This is a genomic window from Variovorax sp. 10N432, assembly GCF_056394465.1.
The window spans coordinates 164698-181606 of record NZ_JBFTHX010000013.1; the positions used below are offsets into that span (position 1 = coordinate 164698).

General features: G+C 66.8%; 15 protein-coding genes and 1 rRNA gene. 7 read left to right on the top strand and 9 right to left on the bottom strand.

The annotated features are described in order from the left end of the window. Genes AC1DF3_RS17380 through AC1DF3_RS17400 form a run of 5 tightly spaced genes read right to left on the bottom strand, consistent with a single transcriptional unit; the run spans nt 1 to nt 5390 of the window. Complete coding sequence (locus tag AC1DF3_RS17380; RefSeq protein ID WP_478140313.1) at nt 1-1047, bottom strand: branched-chain amino acid ABC transporter permease; 1047 nt, start codon at nt 1045-1047, stop codon at nt 1-3. Beyond that, nucleotides 1047-1919, bottom strand: coding sequence for a branched-chain amino acid ABC transporter permease (locus AC1DF3_RS17385; protein ID WP_478140314.1), 873 nt, complete (start codon nt 1917-1919; stop codon nt 1047-1049). Before AC1DF3_RS17385 ends, AC1DF3_RS17380 begins: the two co-directional genes overlap by 1 nt. After that, complete coding sequence (locus tag AC1DF3_RS17390; RefSeq protein WP_478140315.1) at nt 1919-3820, bottom strand: AMP-dependent synthetase/ligase; 1902 nt, start codon at nt 3818-3820, stop codon at nt 1919-1921. Before AC1DF3_RS17390 ends, AC1DF3_RS17385 begins: the two co-directional genes overlap by 1 nt. After that, nucleotides 3817-4611 (bottom strand): ABC transporter ATP-binding protein, encoded by a 795-nt coding sequence (locus AC1DF3_RS17395; protein WP_478140316.1) that lies wholly within the window; start codon nt 4609-4611, stop codon nt 3817-3819. The genes AC1DF3_RS17390 and AC1DF3_RS17395 overlap by 4 nt, the downstream gene beginning before the upstream one ends. After that, complete coding sequence (locus tag AC1DF3_RS17400; RefSeq protein ID WP_478140317.1) at nt 4599-5390, bottom strand: ABC transporter ATP-binding protein; 792 nt, start codon at nt 5388-5390, stop codon at nt 4599-4601. The genes AC1DF3_RS17395 and AC1DF3_RS17400 overlap by 13 nt, the downstream gene beginning before the upstream one ends. Before the next feature lie 357 nt (nt 5391-5747). Here AC1DF3_RS17400 and AC1DF3_RS17405 point away from each other — a divergent pair, with 357 nt between their 5' ends. From AC1DF3_RS17405 to AC1DF3_RS17415, 3 genes are read left to right on the top strand one after another with little or no spacing between them, the layout of a single operon-like run. Next, complete coding sequence (locus AC1DF3_RS17405) at nt 5748-6551, top strand: enoyl-CoA hydratase/isomerase family protein (RefSeq protein WP_478140318.1); 804 nt, start codon at nt 5748-5750, stop codon at nt 6549-6551. After that, nucleotides 6544-8109, top strand: a complete 1566-nt coding sequence (locus tag AC1DF3_RS17410) for a class I adenylate-forming enzyme family protein (RefSeq protein ID WP_478140319.1) — start codon at nt 6544-6546, stop codon at nt 8107-8109. The genes AC1DF3_RS17405 and AC1DF3_RS17410 overlap by 8 nt, the downstream gene beginning before the upstream one ends. Before the next feature lie 47 nt (nt 8110-8156). Continuing rightward, on the top strand, nt 8157-9359 hold the full coding sequence (locus AC1DF3_RS17415) for an acyl-CoA dehydrogenase family protein (RefSeq protein WP_478140320.1): 1203 nt from the start codon (nt 8157-8159) through the stop codon (nt 9357-9359). A gap of 18 nt (nt 9360-9377) precedes the next feature. Here the strand turns inward: AC1DF3_RS17415 and cynS are convergent, their stop codons facing one another. Then, complete coding sequence (gene cynS / locus AC1DF3_RS17420; RefSeq protein ID WP_478140321.1) at nt 9378-9821, bottom strand: cyanase; 444 nt, start codon at nt 9819-9821, stop codon at nt 9378-9380. Nucleotides 9822-9994: 173 nt separating this feature from the next. Here cynS and AC1DF3_RS17425 point away from each other — a divergent pair, with 173 nt between their 5' ends. Together AC1DF3_RS17425 and AC1DF3_RS17430 are read left to right on the top strand one after the other, a co-directional pair. Further along, nucleotides 9995-11152: an alpha-hydroxy acid oxidase gene (locus AC1DF3_RS17425; protein WP_478140322.1), complete on the top strand. Its 1158-nt coding sequence runs from the start codon at nt 9995-9997 to the stop codon at nt 11150-11152. Nucleotides 11153-11259: 107 nt separating this feature from the next. Next, entirely contained in the window at nt 11260-12600 is a 1341-nt protein-coding gene (locus AC1DF3_RS17430) for an MFS family transporter (RefSeq protein WP_286536908.1), read from the top strand. A 1-nt stretch (nt 12601) separates the two neighbouring features. Here AC1DF3_RS17430 and AC1DF3_RS17435 read toward each other — a convergent pair whose 3' ends face one another. Continuing rightward, nucleotides 12602-13162, bottom strand: a complete 561-nt coding sequence (locus tag AC1DF3_RS17435; protein WP_478140323.1) for a putative glycolipid-binding domain-containing protein — start codon at nt 13160-13162, stop codon at nt 12602-12604. A gap of 112 nt (nt 13163-13274) precedes the next feature. Between AC1DF3_RS17435 and dinB the strand changes: the two genes are divergently transcribed. Then, nucleotides 13275-14480 carry a DNA polymerase IV gene (gene dinB / locus AC1DF3_RS17440; RefSeq protein ID WP_478140327.1) on the top strand — a complete coding sequence of 402 codons (1206 nt, stop codon included), beginning with the start codon at nt 13275-13277 and terminating at the stop codon, nt 14478-14480. Here dinB and AC1DF3_RS17445 read toward each other — a convergent pair. Continuing rightward, nucleotides 14477-15514, bottom strand: coding sequence for a purine-nucleoside phosphorylase (locus AC1DF3_RS17445; protein ID WP_478140324.1), 1038 nt, complete (start codon nt 15512-15514; stop codon nt 14477-14479). The genes dinB and AC1DF3_RS17445 overlap by 4 nt on opposite strands. A 159-nt stretch (nt 15515-15673) precedes the next feature. Here AC1DF3_RS17445 and AC1DF3_RS17450 point away from each other — a divergent pair, with 159 nt between their 5' ends. Then, complete coding sequence (locus AC1DF3_RS17450; RefSeq protein WP_478140325.1) at nt 15674-16789, top strand: DNA topoisomerase IB; 1116 nt, start codon at nt 15674-15676, stop codon at nt 16787-16789. Between the two features lie 26 nt (nt 16790-16815). Here the strand turns inward: AC1DF3_RS17450 and rrf are convergent. Continuing rightward, nucleotides 16816-16909 (bottom strand): 5S ribosomal RNA (rrf, locus tag AC1DF3_RS17455); the annotation flags it as partial.

Genomic DNA, 16909 nt, shown 5'->3' on the forward strand with positions numbered 1-16909 from the left:
TCATTGCGACAGCGGCCACTGCACCCAGAAGCGCTTCGACTTGCGCCAGATGCCGGCCAGGCCCTCGGGCTCGAGCCGCAGAAACAGCAGGATGACGACGCCGTACATCAAGCCCTTGATCTCGTAGATGCGGTCGGCCATGAGCATGCGAACGCCATCGCCCGCGGCATCGAAACCCAGGTTCAGCAATTCGGGCAGCAGCAGGATCAGCGCCGCGCCGAGGATCGCGCCATGGACACGCCCCATGCCGCCGACGATGATCATCGCCAGCGCCTCGATGCTGATCAGCACGCTGAAAGTGTCGACGTTGACGAAGCGGGTCTGCAACGCGACCATCGCCCCGGCCACCCCGGTGTAGAAGGCGCTGACCATGAAGGCCAACAGCTTGTAGCGCATGAGGTCGATGCCCATCGCCCGGGCCGCGATGTCGTGGTCGCGCAAGGCGAGCCAGGCGCGGCCGATGCGGGTGCGCATCAGGTTCAGCGTGATGAAGACGAACAGCACCAGCATCGCCAGTGCCGCGTAGTAGAAACGCTGGTCGCCCTTGAATGAGACGCCGAGCACGCTCAACGCCTCGACCGGCATCCCCGCCGAACCGCGCGTGACCTCCTCGGCGAAGAGCACCACATGCCGCACGATGAAAGTGAAGGCCAGGGTGGTGATCGCCAGGTACAAGCCCTTGAGGCGCAGCGATGGCACGCCGACGACGAGGCTCGCCACCGCGGCCACGCCGCCTGCCATCGGAATCGCCAAAAGCGTCGGAATGCGGTAGTCGGTCGTCAGGATGGCCTGGGCATAGGCGCCTATCAGGAGAAAGCCCGCATGGCCCAGCGAGATCTGGCCCGCCACGCCCGAGAGCAGATTGAGCCCGAGCACCCCGATCGACACCACGAAGATGGTGGTCAGCATGTTGAGTCCGTGCGAGCCGAACCACGCCGGCGCCAGCGCGAGCAGTGCCAGCCCGGCGAACGACCACCACCAGGTCGCGGGCTGGGTCGAGAGCGACACCAACCCGGCATAGGAGACTTGATAGGTTCTGCTGCGCATCAGACTCTTTCGATTTCGCGTTGGCCGAAGAGGCCGTAGGGCTTGACCATCAGCACGACGATGATCAGCACGAAGCCCGCAATTTCCTTGAGACCGCGCCCGAGGTAGCCCCCGGCGAGGTTCTCGAACACGCCGATCACCAGGCCGCCGAGCGCGCCGCCGATGACAGAGTCGAGGCCCCCGAGGATGGTGGCCGGGAAGCCGCGCAGTCCCATCTGCGAGATCTCGGGCTCCAGGCTGAACATGAGGCAGAAGGCCAGGCCCGCGAAGGCCGCGAACACCGCCGACAGCGCCCACGCGATGCCGCTGATGCGCTTGACGTTGATGCCCATCAGCAAGGCCGTCGTCTCGTTGTTGGAGGTCGCGCGCATCGCGATGCCGATGCGCGAGCGCGAGAAGAAGAGCCACATCAGCACACACAGCACGGCCAGCGATACCAGCGCGAAGATCTGGCCCGGATAGAGCGCCAGCCCCGCGAAGCGGATCACCGCATTGCCGAAAGGGCGAGGGAACGCGGTCGGCTCGACGCCCCAGACCAGGATCACGACCGAGCGGATGACCACCGCCAGGCCGATGGTGACCATCACGCGCGAGAACATCGGCTCGCCCAGCATCGGCCGGATGAACACACGTTCGATCGCAAGCCCCAGCAGCACCGACACCGCCAGCACGCAAACCAGCAACGGACCGAAGCCGATGCCCGGGATCGTCGCCAGGCTGAAGCTGATGTAGGCGATGAGCATCATCACTTCGCCCTGCGCGAAGTTGACCATGCCGGTGGCGCGGTAGACGATGGCGAAGCCCATCGCGACCAGCCCGTACAAGGAGCCGATCACGAGACCGGAGGTGACCAGATTGAGGAAGTAGTTCATCAGGCGGCCTCCTCCACGGGTCCATAGATGTGCGCGACCTCGGCCGCGAACTTCTGCTCGATGACCCGCCGGCGCACCTTCATGGTCGCCGTCAGCTCGCCGTCGTCATGGTCGAGCTGCTTGCGGATGAGGACGAACTTGCGGATGCTCTCGACGCGCGAAAAGCGCTCGTTCACCCGTTTGACCTCGATGCCGATCAGTTCCCGCACTGCGTCCAGCTGCGCGAGGGTCTCGTAGGTGGTGTAGGCGATGCCGCGCTCCTGCGCCCACTTGCCCACGGTGTCGAGGTCGATCTGGATCAGCGCCGATACGAAGTGCCGGCCATCGCCGAGCAGCACGGCTTCGCTGATATAAAGGCTCTCTTTCAGCGCGTTCTCGATCAGCGAGGGCGTGATGTTCTTGCCGCCGCTCGTGATCAGGATGGCCTTCTTGCGATCGACGATCTGCACCTGCCCGGTGGCCTCGTCCAGTTCGACGATGTCGCCGGTGCGAAGCCAGCCATCGTCGAAGGCGGCGCGCGTCGCTTCATCGTCATGCAGATAGCCCTTGAACACCACGGCACCGCGCACCTGCAGTTCGCCGTCGGGCGCGACGCGCTGCTCCGCGATGCCCGGCAGCAGCGGGCCGCACCAGCCCAGCCGCGACATGGCGGCCGACTGCGCATGGGTCGCGCCGCTGGTCTCGGTCATGCCGTAGATCTGGTAGATCGGCACGCCCAGCGCGCGGAAGAACAGGATCACCGAAGGCGATATGGAGGCACCGCCCGTCATCGCGACCCAGGTGCGGTCGAGCCCGATGCCGGCGAGCAGGTTGCTGAACACCGCGACGCGAAGAGCCCAGGCCACGAGGGCATCGCGCCGGCTCACCGGGCGGCCGCCGTTGGCGATCGTGCGCTCGGCGATGGGTGTCGCGATGGCCATCGCGCGCTCGAAGGCGCGGCGCGCGATGGGCCGCGAATCGCGCGACTTGATGAGGATCTCGTACTGCAGCTTCTCCCAGATGCGGGGTACGCCGAAGAAGAAGCTCGGCCCGATCTCGTGCAGGTTGTGCGCAACCGCATCGATCGACTCGGCGAAGTTGACGACCGAGCCATACACGAGTTGCATGACGGGCGACATGAGCCGCTCCGCCACGTGGCACAGGGGCAGGTAGCACACCACCGTGAGCGGCTTGCCGGCGAAGCCCTGGACCTGGCCCAGAACAGCCGCGTCGGAGAGGATGCCCGCATGCGACAGGCGCGCGCCCTTCGGCATTCCGGTCGTGCCCGAGGTGTAGACGATGAGCGCATCCTGGTCGGCACTCAGGGTCTTGACGATCGATTCCCATGCTTCGCAGCGCCCGGGCTGTCGTGCCAGCGCGCGGCCCCGTTCGAGGGCGCTCGCGAACGGCATGAGCATCGGCTCGTCGTAGTGGCGCATGCCTTTCCAGTCGACCGCGAGCACCCGCTGGAGCGCCGGCAGGCCGTCTGCCTGGCGCATGGCTTCGAGCACCTTGTCGGTCTGCTCCTGGTCGCCGCATACCGCGACCTTGGCGGCGCAGTGCCGGACGATGTATTGGAGCTCCGGCCAGGGGTTGGTCGGGTAGATGCCGACCGTCACGCCGCCGAGCGACTGCGCCGCCAGATCCGCAATGAACCACTCGGGCGTGCCGTCCGACGCGATCACCAGCTTGTCGCCCTGGCCGAAGCCGGCGTCCTGCAGGAACAGGGCGAAGGCGCGCACCTGCTCGAAGTAGGCGGCCCAGGTGGTGCCCTGCCAGATGCCGCGGACCTTCTCGCGCAAGGCGACGCGGTCCGGCGTATGACGCGCCCGATGGCGCAGCAGACCCGGCATGGTCGCCCTGCCTTCGGCGACGCCGGGCGGCAGCGCCGAGTCCGCGCTCAGGCGATGGTCGCGCGTCATGCCAGGGCCTCCGTGCCGACGCCCAGATAGGCCGCGACAACGGCGGGATCGGCCGCGACCTCGGCCGGCGTGCCGTCGGCGATCTTGCGGCCGAAGTTCAGCACGCAGACGTGGTCGGAGATGTCCATCACGATGCCCATCTCGTGCTCGATCATCATCACCGTGATGTTGCGTTCCTCGCGGATGTCGAGGATGAACCGGGCGATGTCTTCGGTCTCTTCCTGGTTCATGCCCGAGACCATCTCATCGAGCAGCAGCAGGCGTGGCTGCATGGCAAGCGCGCGCCCCAGCTCGACCCGCTTCTGCAGGCCATAGGACAGGGTCCCGACCGGCAGGTCGCGAATGGTCTCGATCTCGAGAAACTCCACGATCTCCTCGGCCGTCTCGCGCGCCGATATCTCGGCACGCCGCGTCGCACCCCAGAACATGGCGGCGCCGAACACGCCGGTCGACAGGCGCGCATGCAGCCCGGTGAGGATGTTGTCGATGACGCTCTCGTGCTTGAACACCGCCAGGTTCTGGAAGGTGCGCGCGATGCCGCGCCTGGAGAGGCTGTGGGCAGGCGAGCCCGCGATGTCGTGGCCGTCGAACACGATCCGGCCCGTATTCGGCGGCAGCAGGCAGGAGACCAGGTTGAAGAGGGTCGTCTTGCCCGCGCCGTTGGGCCCGATCACGCTGAAGATGTGTCCCTGTTGCACCCGCAAGTCGATGCCCGCCAGTGCCTCCAGCCCGCCGAAGCGCTTGCCGATGCCCTGCAGTTCCAGCAATGCGGGCGCACTCACGAGAGCCACCTCTTGCGCCGCTTGTAATGCTTGATCTCGCGCATGCTGCGGCGCTGGCCACCGGCCTGCACGCCGAGATAGAACTCCTTGACGTCGTCATTTGCCAGCAGCCGCGTCGGCGTGTCGTCGAGGACGACGCGGCCGCGCTCCATGATGTAGCCATAGTCCGCCACCGACAGCGCGAGCCTCGCGTTCTGCTCGACCAGCAGCACCGTGAGGCCACGCTCGTCGCGCAAGCGCCGGATGATGCCGAAGATCTCCTCGATGATCTGCGGCGCCAGGCCGAGCGACGGCTCATCGAGCAGCAGCAGGCGCGGCTCGCCCATGAGCGCGCGCCCGATGGCGACCATCTGTTGTTGCCCGCCAGAGAGGTAGCCCGACACGCGGTGCTTGTGAGCCTCGATGGCGGGGAACAGCGCATAGATGCCCGCCAGCGCCTCGGCAGTCGCGGAGGCAGGACGGAGATAGCCGCCCATGCGCAGGTTTTCCTCGACCGTGAGCGTGTCGAAGAGGCGCCGCCCTTCGGGCACCTGCACCAGGCCGCGGCGCACGATTTCGTGCGGCGGGCAATGGTCGATGGCCGCGTCCTCGTAGCGGATCGAACCGCCGGTGATCTCGCCGTCTTCCGGGTACAGCACGCCGCAGATCGACTTGAGTACCGTCGACTTGCCCGCGCCGTTGCTGCCGAGCAGGGCGACGATGCGGCCCTTGCCCACTTCGAGCGACACGTCCCGCACCGCCTCGACCGCATGGTCGTAGAACACCTGCAGGTTGGCGATGCTCAGCATGGGCGCTGGCCCTTTCGGGGCGATGCGGGTTCGAGGATCAAGGCTTTGTCTCCGCGCCGGTGCCGGCGTCATGGGTTTTCGAGCCGGATATTGCGGTGGCGAAACGCCGGTGTCAACAGAGTTGTGACCCCGACTCAATTTTCCAATTCGCGATTTCCGGACGAATCTTTCCCTTTTCATTCGGAGATTGGATCTCCGCCTCTTCACTCTGCATGATTGGATCTAAGGGTAAAACCCGACGTGCCGACCCTTCCCAATCCAGGCGATCGCGTGTCTGATCTCCTTCTCGTCGAAGCCCATTTATTGAGTGATGGTCAACAGCTCGGTCGGGCTGCACGCGCCACGTCCCGGAGACCCATGAACAACGATCAAGCCGTGCGCGTCGACTTCGACTGCGAAGTCGCCACCATCACGCTGCAGCGCCCTCATTCGCTCAATGCGCTCGACTTCGGCGCCATCGAATCGCTGCGCCATGCGATCGATCGGGCGATCGCGATGCCGGGCGCCCGCGCCGTCGTGCTACGGGGCGAAGGCCGTTCCTTCTGCGGTGGCGGCGACGTGGCGGCCATGGATGCCCATCGCGGCGACCAGCCAGCCTTCATCGGCCGGATGATTGACAGCTTCCACGCCAGCGTGATGACGCTCAACCGCACCGAACTGCCGGTCATTGCCAGCGTCCATGGCGCGGTCGCAGGCGGCGGCATATCGCTGGCCCTGGCCTGCGACCTGGTGCTCGCGGCTCGCAACACTCGCTTCGTGACGGCGTACGCACAGCTGGGCGGGTCCGCCGACGGCGGCCTGAGCTTCAGGCTCACGCAGCGCGTCGGCGCGTCGCGCGCCTTCGAACTGCTCACGCTGCACAGCAGCTTCACGGTCGAGGAGGCGCATGCGCTCGGCTTCGTCAATCGCATCGTCGATGCCGAACGCGCCGACGAAGAGGCGCTGGCCTGGGCTCGCAGGCTCGCCGCGATGCCGCGGCAATCGATCGCCGAGCTCAAGCAGTTGACCGCGGTGCAGGCCCGGGATGCCTTGCAGGCGCACCTGGACCGCGAGAAGGCCGCCTTCGTCCGCTGTGCGGAGACCGAGGACTTCGCGAATCGGGTCGCCGCCTTCGCCTCGCGCGGCAACGCGCGGCCATCCGCGGAGCCGCGCCATGAATGACTGGCGCTCACAGGCCGGGCAAGCCAGCGGCATCACGCTCGATGCGATGTTCCGCCGTGCGTTCTCGCTCCATGCGGGCCGCACTGCAGTGACCTGGACCGAGGGCCGACGCAGCTACACCGAGCTGGGCGATCGCGCCTGGCGTCTGGCCAATGCGCTGCATGAGCTCGGCTATCGCCGGGGCGACACCCTCGCCGTGCTCTCCGAGACCCGGCCCGAGTACATCGAGTGCTATGCGGCCCTGGCCGCGCTGGGCATCACCGCCGCGACACTGAACGTGCGCCTGCATCCGGCGGAACTCGCGGCCTGCCTGCGCAAATGCGGTCCCGTCGGGTTGCTGGTGTCGGACACGCTCGCACCGATCGCCACGAAGCTTCGTGCCGACGCGCCGGAGATCCGGCACTGGATCTCCTTCGGTCCGGCGGAAGGCTTCGACGACTACGAATCCCTGCTGCGCGCAAGCCATCCTGCCGAACCACCGCGCATCGCACAGGGCAGCGACATCCACAACATCCTCTTCACCAGCGGCACCACCGGCCAACCGAAGGGCGCGTTGATCAGCCAGCAGGCGGCGGCAACGCGCGGCCTGCGGCTGGCGCAATGGTTCGGACTCACCGAGCGCGACGGCTTCATCGGATGGCTCCCGCTCTTTCATTGCGGCGGCGACGAGTCGCTCTACGCGACGGTCTGGACGGGCGGCAGCTACGCGACCTTCAGGCGGGCGGACGTCGCGCAGATGTTCGCGCTGATCGAGCGCGACCGCCTGACCTGGACGCTGCTGCTGCCAGGCGTGATCACCGACTTTCTCGATCACCCCGCACGCGCCGCACACGACCTGTCGACGCTGCGCTTCGCCATCGGCTACGCGAACATGATGCCGCAGGTGGTTGCGCGGCTGACCGAGGCCTGCGGCATCGATTTCTACGATGCCTTCGGCCAGAGCGAGACCAGCTACCTGCTTGCGCACAGGCGATCGAGACCGGGCGAGACACCGACATTGCGCAAGCTGCCCTCCCCGCTGATGGACGTGCGCATCGTCGACGACGACATGAACGACATGCCGGTCGGCATGCCCGGCGAATGCGTGGTCCGCGGCCCGACGGTCATGTCGGGCTACCTCGACGACGACGCCGCCAACGCCGAGGCCTTCAAGGGCGGCTGGCTCCACACCGGCGACCTGCTGCGCCGCCAGGACGACGGCACGCTCAGCTTCGTCGATCGCAAGAAGTACCTGATCAAGACCGGTGGGGAGAACGTCTATCCCGCCGAGGTCGAGGCGGTCATCAGCCGGCATCCCGCCATTCAGGAAGCCTGCGTGTTCGGCGTACCCGATGCGCACTGGGGCGAGACCATCAAGGCCGTGCTGGTCCTGCAGGCGGACAAGACGGCAACGCGCGAAGAGATCGTCGCCTGGTGCCGAGAGCGGCTCGCCGGCTACAAGCGGCCGCGCTACCTGCAGTTCGTGCGATCGGACGAACTGCCGCGCAGCACCACGGGCAAGCTGCAGCGGCACGAGCTCGCACGCTTTCCACTGGACGACGACCAGCGGGTCGACTGAACCCGCCACTCGGCATTCTCCGTACCTTCACCCGGCATCGCATCTTCATGAACACCACCGCTTCGACCCTGAGCGCGGCACAGCGCTTCTCCGGCCTTTCAGACGACGAGCAAGCCATCCTCGATCAGGCCGACCGCTTTGCGCGCAACGAGCTCTATCCGCTGTCCCAGCGCATGGACGATGAGGAATGGTGGCCACCGGAAGCCTTTGCGCAGATCGGTGCGACCGGCTACTTCGGCATTCCGGTGCCGGAAGTCCACGGCGGTGCAGGGCTCGACCTGTTCGCGAGCGGCCTGGTCGTGCAGGCCTTCTCGCGCTGGAATCATGCGCTGGCATTGAGCTGGGTCGCCCACGAGAACCTGTGCCTCTACAACATCTACCGCAATGCCGACGAGACGCAACGCAAAACCTGGCTGCCGGGGCTTTGCAGCGGCAGGACGATCGGCGCGCTGGGACTGACGGAGCCGGGCGCCGGCTCCGATGCGATGGGCTCGATGCGCACGACGGCCACCCGCGACGGGGACGACTACCTGCTCAACGGCAGCAAGATCTACATCACCAACGGCGCGGTGGCCGACGTGATGCTGGTCTATGCCAAGACCAACAAGGACAAGGGTGCCAAGGGCATATCGGCCTTCGTCGTCGAGAAGGACATGCCCGGCTTCAAGGTCGCCCAGAAGCTCACGAAGATGGGATTCCGCGGTAGCCAGACGGCCGAACTCGTGTTCGAGAATTGCAGGGTGCCGGCGCGCAACCGCATCGGCGAGGAAGACCGCGGCGTGCAGGTCGTGATGAGCGGCCTGGACCTGGAGCGCGCGATGATCTCCCCGATCTGCCTGGGGATCTGCGAGCGGGCGCTCCAGCTCGCACTCGACTACGCACGCACGCGCCAGCAGTTCGGCCAGCCGATTGCCAACTTCCAGATGATCCGCGCCAAGCTGGCGGACATGTACGTGTGGATCGAGTCGATGCGCGTCTTCACCTACCAGGCGCTGCGCGCGGCAAACGACCTGGAGGTCGGCGGCGGCGGCCGCGGCGACATCCACATGATCACGGCCGCGTCGGTCATGTATGCGTCGGAGACCATGAACAAGGTGCTGAACGAGGCGGTGCAGATCCACGGCGGCGCCGGGTACATCTGGGAGTCCGAGGTCAACCGCCTCTACCGTGCCATCAAGCTGCTGGAGATCGGCGCGGGAACGACCGAGGTTCGCAAGATCATCATCAGCGACGAGTTGCTCAAGCGTTGAGTTCTCCGGCAGACCCGATCAGTAGGTCTTGTACGGCAGGAACTTGCCCGACAGCACCACGTTCACGCGGTCGCCCTTGGGGTCGGCCTGGCGCTGGATGTCCATGCTGAAGTCGATCGCGCTCATGATGCCGTCGCCGAATTCCTCGTGGATCAGCTCCTTGATCGTGGTGCCGTAGACGCTCACGATCTCGTACCAGCGGTAGATCAGCGGATCGGTCGGCACCGGGGTCGGCAGCGAGCCCTTGTACGGCACCACCTGCAGCCACTTCTGTTCTTCGGCCGTGAGTCCGAAGATCTTGCCGATCACCTTGGCCTGGGCAGCGTCGAGCGTCATCTGGCCGAGGCAGGCGGCGGTGGTCCACTCCTTCGACAAGCCGAGCTTTTTCGCCACGTCGGCCCACTGAATGCCCTTGGCCACCTTCACGGTGATGATCTTCTCGGTGACGTCGTTGCGGTTCATGGGGGATGGCTCCTGTGGGTCGTGCTGAATGGGAAACATGGAAGGCAGGACGGGCGTTTCCATGCGCCAGATCCAAGCAACTGCCGTGCCGCCTTGGTGCACCGGTTACAGGGCGCGGTCGGTCCCGAAGATAATACGCATTGCGCAGCCACAGAACCCAGGAGCCCTTTCTCGTGCCAGACCTGTCCAAGATCACGACCATCGAAGACCTGCGAGTCATCGCCAAGAGCCGCGTGCCACGCATGTTCTACGACTACGCCGACTCCGGCGCCTGGACCGAAGGCACCTACCGCGCCAACGAAAGCGACTTCCAGAAGATCAAGCTGCGCCAGCGCGTGGCGGTCAACATGGAGGGCCGCTCGACCCGCACCACGATGATCGGCCAGGAGGTCGCGATGCCGGTGGCGATCGCGCCGACCGGCCTCACCGGCATGCAGCATGCCGACGGCGAGATCCTCGGAGCCCTCGCGGCCAAGGCCTTCGGCATCCCGTTCACGCTCTCGACCATGAGCATCTGCTCGCTCGAGGACATCGCCGAGAAGACCGACCGCCACCCGTTCTGGTTCCAGCTCTACGTGATGCGCGACCGCGACTTCATCGAGCGCCTGATCGAGCGCGCCCGCGCCGCCAACGTCAGCGCGCTGCAGCTCACGCTCGACCTGCAGATCCTCGGCCAGCGCCACAAGGACATCAAGAACGGCCTCACGGCGCCGCCCAAACCGACGATCAAGAACCTCATCAACCTCGCGACCAAGCCGCGCTGGTGCATGGGCATGCTGGGCACCAAGCGCCGCACCTTTGGCAACATCGCGGGCCACGCCAAGGGCGTCAAGGACCTGTCCTCGCTCTCGTCCTGGACCGCCGAGCAGTTCGACCCGACGCTTTCCTGGGCCGACGTCGAGTGGATCAAGAAGCTCTGGGGCGGCAAGCTGATCCTCAAGGGCATCATGGACGTCGAGGACGCGCGCCTGGCGGCGGCCAGCGGCGCCGATGCGCTGATCGTCTCGAACCACGGCGGCCGCCAGCTCGACGGCGCGCCCTCCTCGATCGCGGCGCTGCCGGCGATCGCCGAGGCGGTGGGCACCGAGATCGAGGTCTGGATGGACGGCGGCATCCGCAGCGGCCAGGACGTGCTCAAGGCGCGCGCGCTGGGCGCCCACGGCACGATGATCGGCCGCAGCTTCCTCTACGGCCTGGGCGCCTACGGCGAGGCCGGCGTGACCCGCGCGCTGCAGATCATCCACAAGGAACTCGACATCACGATGGCTTTCTGCGGCCGCACGCAGATCGACCAGGTCGACTCCAGCATCCTTTTGCCCGGCACCTTCTGAACGTGAAGGCGCGCTGCCAGTCGGGTCACGGCCCCGGCTGACAGCGTCGGCGGGCGCCATGGGGCATCATCGAGAGCGCCATAACAACTCGATAGAAGCACTTCTCCATGAGCTCCGCCGCGTCCGCTGCGGGGACGGCTGCGGCCGTCGATCCCGCCATCTCCCACCGCCCCTACACCTCCGAAGAAAAGCGCCACCGCATCTTCGCGATCATGGCGGCCTCTTCAGGCAACCTGGTCGAGTGGTTCGACTTCTACGTCTACGCCTTCAGCGCGCTTTATTTCGCGCCCTCCTTCTTTCCCAAGTCCGACCCGACCGCGCAGCTGCTCAACACCGCCGGCGTGTTCGCCGCCGGCTTCCTGATGCGCCCGATCGGCGGCTGGCTGTTCGGCCGCGTCGCCGACCGCTACGGCCGCCGCACCTCGATGCTGATCTCGGTCACCATGATGTGCGCCGGCTCGCTCGCCATCGCCTGCCTGCCGACCTATGCGGCCATCGGCGCCTGGGCGCCCTTCCTGCTGCTGGTCTGCCGGCTGTTCCAGGGCCTGTCGGTGGGTGGCGAGTACGGCACCACCGCCACCTACATGAGCGAGGTCGCGCTGCGCGGCCAGCGCGGCTTCTTCTCGTCCTTCCAGTACGTCACGCTGATCGGCGGCCAGCTGCTCGCGGTGCTCGTCATCGTGATCCTCGAACAGCTGCTGAGCGAGGCCGAGCTCAAGGCCTGGGGCTGGCGCATCCCCTTCGTGATCGGCGCCATCGCGGCGGTCGTGGCGCTGTTCCTGCGCCGCACTTTGCACGAGACGCAAAGCGCCGAATCGCGCGCCAGCAAGGAGGCCGGCAGCCTCGCGGGACTCTTCAAGCATCACAAGGCCGCCTTCTTCACCGTGCTCGGCTACACCGCCGGCGGCTCGCTGATCTTCTACACCTTCACGACCTACATGCAGAAGTACCTGGTCAACACGGTCGGCCTGCCGATCAAGACCACCAGCTACGTGATGACGGTCGCGCTGTTCGTCTACATGTGCATGCAGCCGCTGTTCGGCGCGCTGTCAGACCGCATCGGCCGGCGCACCAACATGCTGTTGTTCGGCGGCCTGGGTGCCGTCGCGACGGTGCCTATCCTGACCGCGCTGCAGGGCGTGACCAGCCCCGTCGCGGCCTTCCTGCTGATCATCCTGGCCCTGGCCATCGTGAGCTTCTACACCTCGATAAGCGGCATCGTGAAGGCCGAGATGTTCCCACCCGAAGTGCGCGCGCTGGGTGTCGGGCTGGCCTATGCGGTGGCCAATGCGATCTTCGGCGGGTCGGCCGAGTACGTCGCGCTGGGGCTCAAGTCTATCGGCCACGAGAGCGCCTTCTTCTGGTACGTGACCGGCATGATGGTGGTGGCTTTCGCGGTCGCCTGGCGGCTTCCGAAGCAGGCCTCCTACCTGCGCCACGACCACTGACTCAGGCTTCGGCTTCCCACATCGTGGGGTAGCGACGAATGAAGCCGTCGGGCGTGACTTCGAGCATCGCTTCGTAGTCGAAGCGCGGTGCCGCGTACCAGTAGTCGCTGTCGCTGCGCCGCTCGTAGCGCTGCTGCAGTTCGGTCAGGCCGCCGCCGTCGAGGTCGAGCCAGGCCACCGGCGCATCGGCAGCCTCGCCGGCAGCCAGGTGCAGCCGGCGCAGCTGCAGCAGGTTGGTCGCCGGCGTGAAGCCGAGGTCCAGATCGACGCAGTGGCCGAGTTCGGCGACCGGCACGTCATTGAGCTTCCAGACGCCATGGGCGCCGTGGACGATCGACAGGTCGATGGCCTCGCCGCCGAGCCAGCCGCGCACCGTGCACCACTGGGTATGCCAGGCGCGGTCGCAGCGCACGCGGTAGTGCAGCTGGGCGACCCGGCCGTCCTCGTGGCGGAAGGCGGCCCCGCCGTCGATCTGCCAGTTCTCGCCCGCGCGCTCGAGCCGGCAGACGTCGTGGCCCGGTTGCCCGAGGCGGCGCCAGAGGATCGTTGCGAGCGTCTGCATGGGCCGGATCATGGCACCGCCATGCCATCCAGCGCAAGCCTCGCCGCGGCGGCGGTGGGCGACAATCGAAGCCGTGACGACCGCACCGATCCGCCGCATCGCCCACCTCGACATGGACGCTTTCTACGCCTCTGTCGAACTGCTGCGCTACCCGCAGCTCAAGGGCCTGCCGATGGTGATCGGCGGCGGCCGGCGCAAAGTCGACGAGGCGCTGCGCAACGTGCCCGAAGGCGGCACCCTGGCCGACATCCCGGTGGCCGCCTTCCCGCTGCTCAAGGACTACGCCGGCCGCGGCGTCATCACCACCGCCACCTACGCGGCGCGCCAGTTCGGCATCGGCTCGGCGATGGGGCTCATGAAGGCTGCCAAGCTGTGCCCGCAGGCGCTGATCCTGCCGGTGGACTTCGACGAATACCGCCGATACTCGCGCCGCTTCAAGCAGGTCATCACCGAGATCGCCCCGCTCATGGAGGACCGCGGCGTCGACGAGGTCTACATCGATTTCACCGATGTGCCGGGCGGCCAGCGCGAAGGCGGGCGGGTGCTGGCCCGGCTGATCCAGAAGTCGATTCTCGAAGCCACCGGCCTGACCTGCTCGATCGGCGTCGCGCCCAACAAGCTGCTGGCCAAGATGGCCAGCGAGTTCGACAAGCCGAACGGCATCTCGATCGTCTTCGAGCGCGACCTGCAGGCCCGCATCTGGCCGCTGCCCTGCCGCAAGGTCAATGGCATCGGGCCCAAGGCCGACGAGAAGCTGCAGGGCCACGGCATCCGCACCATCGGCGAACTCGCCGCAAAGGAGCGCGACTGGCTCATCGCCCACTTCGGCAAGGCCACCGGTGCCTGGATGCACGAGGTCGCCTGGGGCCGCGACGAGCGGCCGGTCGTGACCGAGAGCGAGCCGGTGTCGATGAGCCGCGAGACCACCTTCGAGCGCGACCTGCATGCGGTGCGCGACCGCTCCGAGCTCGGCGCCATCTTCACCCGCCTGTGCGAGCAGCTGGCCGCGGACCTGCAGCGCAAGGGCTACGTCGGCAAGACCATCGGCATCAAGCTGCGCTACGGCGACTTCAAGATCGCGACCCGCGACCAGACCATCGAATCCTTCACGGCCGATGCGAAGGCGATCCGCCGGATCGCCGGCCAATGCCTCAAGCGGGTGCCGCTCGAGCGGCCGCTGCGCCTGCTGGGCGTGCGGGTCGGCACACTCGCCAGGGCCGGCGAAGCCGCCGCTGAGCCGGTGGTGCTGGGCGGCGCGGCGCGGCGCGGCAAGGCACCGGCCGACGAGGCGGCCGCGCAGACCGCCTCCTTGTTCTAGCGCGCCGGAAGCGGCGGCACGCCGGCCTGCCACTGCGGCCAGTCGGCGACGATGTGATCGACCACGCGGCTGCCGACGAGCTCGACGTTCTGGACCGTCTCGGCAAAGCCGCCGGCGGTTTCGCCGGGTGCCGGGTCCAGGTGCTGCAGGGTGGTCTCGCGCGGGTTGCCCTGGTCGAAATTGACCGCCCCGCGCAGGCTCATCACCCGGTCGGTCCCGTACTGGCGCTTGATCACCAGCGTGATCGCGGCCGCCTCCATCTCGGTGATCACGTAGTCGTCGGCGCCGTACAGCTTGGCGATGTACTGCGCCTGGTTCGACATGCCGGGGCCGTGGAAGAAGGTGTCGCCGGTCATGTGGGTGCCGGTGCCGACGAAGGGCGCGGCCCGCGCCGCCGCCTGCGGGTAGCGCAGGCGGTAGGCCTTGGCGGAATCGGAGTCCTTCAGCGGGGTGTCGGCCGACAGCTTCATCGCCCAGGCGACCAGTTCGGGATTGAGCTTGAAGCGGCGGTATTCCTCGTAGCCCTTGCGCGGCATGAAGGTGGGTTCGCCGGCCTTGTTCTCCTCCGGCGCCCAGCGGTGGCCGAGGTCGTAGTCGACCAGCCACGTGGCCCAGCTGACCTCGCCGATGGTGCCGCGCGAGGGCGGCGTGCCGGCAACGCCGGATATCACGTAGTAGGCCTTCGAGAAATCGAACTTCGGGCTGGTCAGGATCGCCTGCATCGACGCCGACGAGTTGACCTTGCCCATGCCGAGCACCGAGCCGCAGACGCCGTCCGTGTTGCAGTACACGGGCTGCAGCGCACCGGGCACGGTCACCGGCACGGCCCCCTTCCAGTAGCGCTCGTACCAGTGCTGGAACTCGCCGGCGCGGTCCCCGGTGTTCTGGCCGATCTCGAACATGGCGCCGACGAAGACCTTGACCTTGACGGGCTCGGCGACGCGCGTCGGCGCGACCGAGCTGCAGGCTGCTGCGAGCACGACAACGGCAGGAAGCGCACCCCAACGGGCGCGACGGGACCAGACTGACGACATGGAAATCTCCGGGAGAAAGGGAATTCGACAAGAAAGCAGGACGGTGCGACAGGTGTGCTTCGCACCGGCAACGCTTGCAGCGTCCTACAGCGGCGCGCCGACCGCATCGGCAGGCTGTAGATCTCTCTGCACTGCTCGGTCGAGATTGTCGCAAACACCATGCCCACCGCGAATCCACGCCCCGTTCCCCTTGCCAACGGTCTGGTCTACGTGAATCCCGACATGCCGGGCTGGAGCCGGGTCCGGCGTGGCGCCGGTTTTCGCTACCGGGACAGCCGCGGCAACTGGCTGCGCGACGACGATGAGATCCTGCGCATTCGCCGCCTCGCGATACCACCGGCCTACGACAAGGTATGGATCTGCCCGGTCGCGAACGGCCACCTGCAGGCCACCGGGATCGACGCACGTGGCCGCAAACAGTACCGGTATCACGTCGAATGGCGTACGTTGAAGGACGAACGCAAATTCGAGCGGCTGGAAGCCTTCGGGCGCGCACTGCCTGCGATTCGCCGCCGCGTGGCGCGCGACCTGGCCACCGGCGCCAAGGCGCCGCTGCAGCGGCAATCGGTCATGGCCACCCTGGTGCGCTTGCTCGACACCACCTTCCTGCGCGTGGGCAACGAGGAATACGCCAGCAGCAACGGCTCGTACGGGCTCACGACGCTGCGCAACAGGCACGTCGACATCCAGGGCAGCGCACTCAGGCTGCGTTTTCGCGGCAAGAGCGGCGTGATGCACGAGGCCCGCGTGGACGATGCGCGCATTGCGGCGATCGTGCGCCGGTGCCAGCAACTGCCCGGCCAGGAGTTGTTCCAGTATCAATCGGACGACGGCAGTGCGCGCGGCATCTCGTCGACCGATGTGAACGACTACTTACGCGAGATCGCCGATGGAGACTTCACGGCCAAGGACTTTCGCACTTGGCACGGAACGGTCCAGGCGCTCGAACTGACGCGCATCGCATGTACCACGGGCGAACCCGATGCCGTGCGCTACAGCGCGAAGGAAATCATCTCGGCAGTGGCGAAACAACTGGGCAACACGCCGGCCGTGTGCAAGAAGTCCTATGTGCACCCTGCCGTCCTCGCACTCGGCAACGCACTGGCTGGAAAGGCCGACGCCATCGCCGAGATCTGGACCCGGATCGGCGAACGCGCGCAGGGCAGGCGCCATCTGTATGCAGCCGAAGCCCGCTTGCTGGAATTCCTGCGTCAGCACCGGCTGAGCGCCAAACGCAATTCCAGATCCCCCAAAGCAAAACGCCCAGCCTTTTGAGGGGCTGGGCGGTTTGGGCTGTAAGAGCCTGACGATGACCTACTTTCACACGGGAACCCGCACTATCATCGGCGCTGAGGCGTTTCACTGTCCTGTTCGGGATGGGAAGGAGTGGGACCA